1 protein-coding gene is annotated in these 519 nt (G+C 74.4%); it reads right to left on the minus strand.

The window, feature by feature from the left end:
- Window positions 1-519 (minus strand): hypothetical protein (locus ACK4SE_RS14370; RefSeq protein ID WP_409694090.1); only part of this gene is annotated, 519 nt, incomplete at both ends.

The following is a 519-nucleotide window of genomic DNA, read 5'->3' on the forward strand; positions in this document are numbered from 1 at the left end:
CCGAGAACATGAACGCGTCATCCGACAATCGCAACCTGTGCGGCGCGCGCGCACCGTCGGCCCGCGCCACGCGCAGCCAGCGCGCACGGCAACGCACCAGCTCTGACTGCCTGTGCTGTACAGGAACACCGCAACGCGCGCGCCCGCCTCCTCCGCCTCGCCCGCGCCTGGCTTTGCGCGCCCTCGGCTGCAAACTAGCACCGGCTCTCCGCGGCTGGTGGCACGCGCATCCAGCACGCGCACGTGTGGTGCAGCAGGGCTGCTGTCGCGCGCCTGTCCGCGTCGCCCGCCACCGCCGCCGCCGCCGCCGCCACCGCCACCGCCACCGGCACCGCCGCCACCGCCACCGCCTCCGCCGCCACCGGCAAACTCTGCCGCCAAGGCCGCGGCAGCGGCGGCAGCCTCGGCCTCCAGGAGCAGGCCCTGCACCACCGCAGCCGCAGAGGCCAGCACGGTGGGGCGCAGCGTACGTCCATGCATCACACGCACGGTGCAGTCGCTGCCGACGAACAGGAAGTG

Origin of the sequence: Brevundimonas sp., assembly GCF_046293315.1 — a bacterium.
GTDB lineage: Bacteria > Pseudomonadota > Alphaproteobacteria > Caulobacterales > Caulobacteraceae > Brevundimonas.